Here is a 3,102-nt window from a genome sequence, read left to right on the forward strand (position 1 = left end):
CGCCGCCGACCCGGCGTTGCAGTCATCCTTGCGTTACACCGTGTTTGGTGGCGAAGCCCTGGAAGTGGAAAACCTGCGGCCCTGGTTCGAGCGTTTCGGCGACCAGGCCCCGCAGTTGATCAACATGTACGGCATCACTGAAACCACGGTGCACGTCACTTACCGTCCGCTGTCCATGGCCGACCTGGATCAGGTCGCTGCAAGCCCGATTGGCGAGCCGATCCCGGACCTGTCCTGGTACCTGCTGGATGCGGACCTGAACCCGGTGGCGCGTGGCTGCACCGGCGAACTGTACGTCGGCCGTGCGGGCCTGGCCCGGGGCTACCTGAACCGGGGCGACCTGAGCGCCACGCGTTTTATCCCCGATCCATTCGGTGAGCAAGGCGGTCGCCTGTACCGCACCGGCGACCTGGCGCGTTATCGCGCCGACGGGGTGATCGAGTACATCGGTCGTATCGACCATCAGGTGAAAATCCGCGGTTTCCGGATCGAACTGGGGGAGATCGAAGCACGCCTGCTGGAGCAGGAAGGTGTGCGTGAGGCGGTGGTGCTGGCCCAAGAGAATTTGGGCAGCCAGCAGTTGGTGGCCTATATCGTGCCGATGCGGTTCAGCGCCGATCAGCAGGTACAAGCCGAACAGCGCGACGCCCTCAAGGCCCAGCTCAAGGACAACTTGCCGGACTACATGGTGCCGGCCCATGTGCTGTTCCTTGAGCAATTACCGCTGACCACCAACGGCAAGCTGGACCGCAAGGCCTTGCCTGCGCCGGATGCCGGGCAATTGCAGCAGCAATATATTGCCCCGCAAACCGCTCTTGAACAGGGCATGGCCGCTATTTGGCAGGAAGTGCTGGGCATCGAACAAGTGGGCTTGAGCGATAACTTCTTCGAGCTCGGTGGGCACTCCTTGCTGGCCACCCAGGTGGTTTCCCGTGTCCGTCAGGCGCTGAATATCGAAGCCCCCCTGCGTACCTTGTTTGAGCACCCAGACTTGGCCGGTTTTGTCAGCGCGCTGGATCAGGGACAGACAGACACCGTTGCGAAGATTGTTTCAGTGAAGCGCAACCAGCCTTTGGCCGTCTCCTTTGCTCAGCAGCGTCAGTGGATTCTCTGGCAACTGGAGCCGCATAGCGCTGCTTACAATATTCCGACGGCGCTGCGACTCAAGGGGCAGTTGAATATTGAGGCACTCAAGCAAAGCTTCAACGCGCTGATTGCTCGCCACGAAACCCTGCGCACGACCTTTGTTCAGGCCGATGGGCAGACGTTCCAGCTCATTCAGGCATCCCTGACGATTGATCTTGAGGTGGAAGTGGCAAGCTTCAGCTCCGATGAGTGCGAAGTTGCCATTCAATCTTTTGTAGAGACAGAGGCTGCAAGGCCCTTCAACCTTGAGAAAGGGCCTTTGCTGAGGGCCAAACTCTTGCGCCTGGCGCCCGAGGACCATGTTCTGACCTTGACCTTGCATCACATCGTTGCCGATGGCTGGTCAATGCCAATCATGGTCGAGGAGCTGATCAAACTCTATGGCGGCCACAGCCAGGGTCTCTTGGTGGACCTGCCTGCCTTGCCGATCCAGTACGTGGACTACGCCATATGGCAGCGCAACTGGATGGCGGCCGGAGAGCTTCAACGTCAGTTGTCCTATTGGACAGGGCAGTTGGGGAGTGAACAACCGGTTCTCGAGTTGCCCCATGATCGCCCACGCCCAGCGGTACAGAGTTACCGCGGCACGCGCCTGGAAATACCATTCGATAACGCCCTGGCCAACGACCTGAAGTTGTTGGCCAAGCGTGAGGGGGTGACGACGTTCATGCTGTTGCTGGCGTCTTACCAAACGCTTCTGCATCGTTACAGTGGGCAGTCCGATATTCGCGTCGGCGTGCCGATCGCCAACCGCAATCGCCTTGAGACTGAGGGGTTGATTGGTTTCTTCGTCAACACCCAAGTGTTACGCGCACAGTTCGATGCCTTGCCGACCTTCAATCAGCTGCTGCAGCAGGTCAAGCAAGCGGCATTGGATGCCCAGCGTTATCAAGACTTGCCGTTTGATCAACTGGTGGACGCACTGCAGCCAGAGCGCAGCATGAGTCACAACCCGCTGTTCCAGGTGCTGTTCAACTATCAGCGTGACGAGTCGCAGAAAGCGTTGGTCGAGCGTCTTTCCGGGCTACACATTGAAGGTTTGCCGGGTGGCAACCATACCGCGCAGTTCGACCTGACCTTGGATATTGTCGAGTCGGCAGGAGGTTTCGGGGTATCGCTCAATTATGCGACCGATCTGTTTGATGCTTCGACCATCGAACGAATGGCTGGGCATTGGCTCAATTTGCTGAAAGCAGTGGTTGCAACGCCGGAGCAGCGGGTGGGTGAACTGCCTTTGCTCGACGTGGCAGAGCGTGGCGAGATTCTGCATGACTGGAACCCACAACAAGCCGAATACCCGAGCAACCGTTGCATCCACGAGCGGATCACCGAGCAGGCTGAGCGCTCGCCCGAGGCCATTGCCTTGAACTACGGCAGTGAGCACCTGACCTATGAGCAGCTCAACAGCCGCGCCAACCAGTTGGCCCACCGTCTGATCGAGTTGGGTGTGGGGCCGGAAGCCCGGGTGGGCCTGGCCACCGAGCGCTCGCTGGAGATGATCGTCGGCTTGCTGGCGATCCTCAAGGCCGGTGGCGCCTATGTGCCCCTGGACCCGGAGTACCCGGAAGACCGCCTGAGCTACATGATGCAGGACAGCGGCATTGCCTTGCTGTTGACCCAATCGCACTTGCAGGAACGCTTGCCGGTTTTCGCAGGCCAGACCCTGTTGCTCGGCCAGGACTTGTCCGCCTACAGCACGGCCAACCCGGCGGTGCAGGTGGATCCGGCCAACCTGGCGTATATCATTTACACCTCCGGCTCCACCGGCATGCCGAAAGGCACGTTGTTGCCGCACCACAACGTCATGCGCCTGTTCCAGGCCACCGAGCACTGGTTCCACTTCGATGAAAAAGACGTCTGGACGATGTTCCACTCCTACGCCTTCGACTTCTCGGTGTGGGAGATCTTCGGTGCACTGATGTACGGCGGTCGCCTGGTGGTCGTGCCGTACCTGGT

General features: G+C 59.7%; 1 protein-coding gene. It reads left to right on the forward strand.

All coding sequences use genetic code 11. The annotated features are described in order from the left end of the window. Positions 1–3,102: condensation domain-containing protein (locus M1B35_RS31655; protein ID WP_268264047.1), on the forward strand; the 3,102-nt coding region annotated here is incomplete at both ends.

Source organism: Pseudomonas morbosilactucae, assembly GCF_023241665.1.
GTDB lineage: Bacteria > Pseudomonadota > Gammaproteobacteria > Pseudomonadales > Pseudomonadaceae > Aquipseudomonas > Aquipseudomonas morbosilactucae.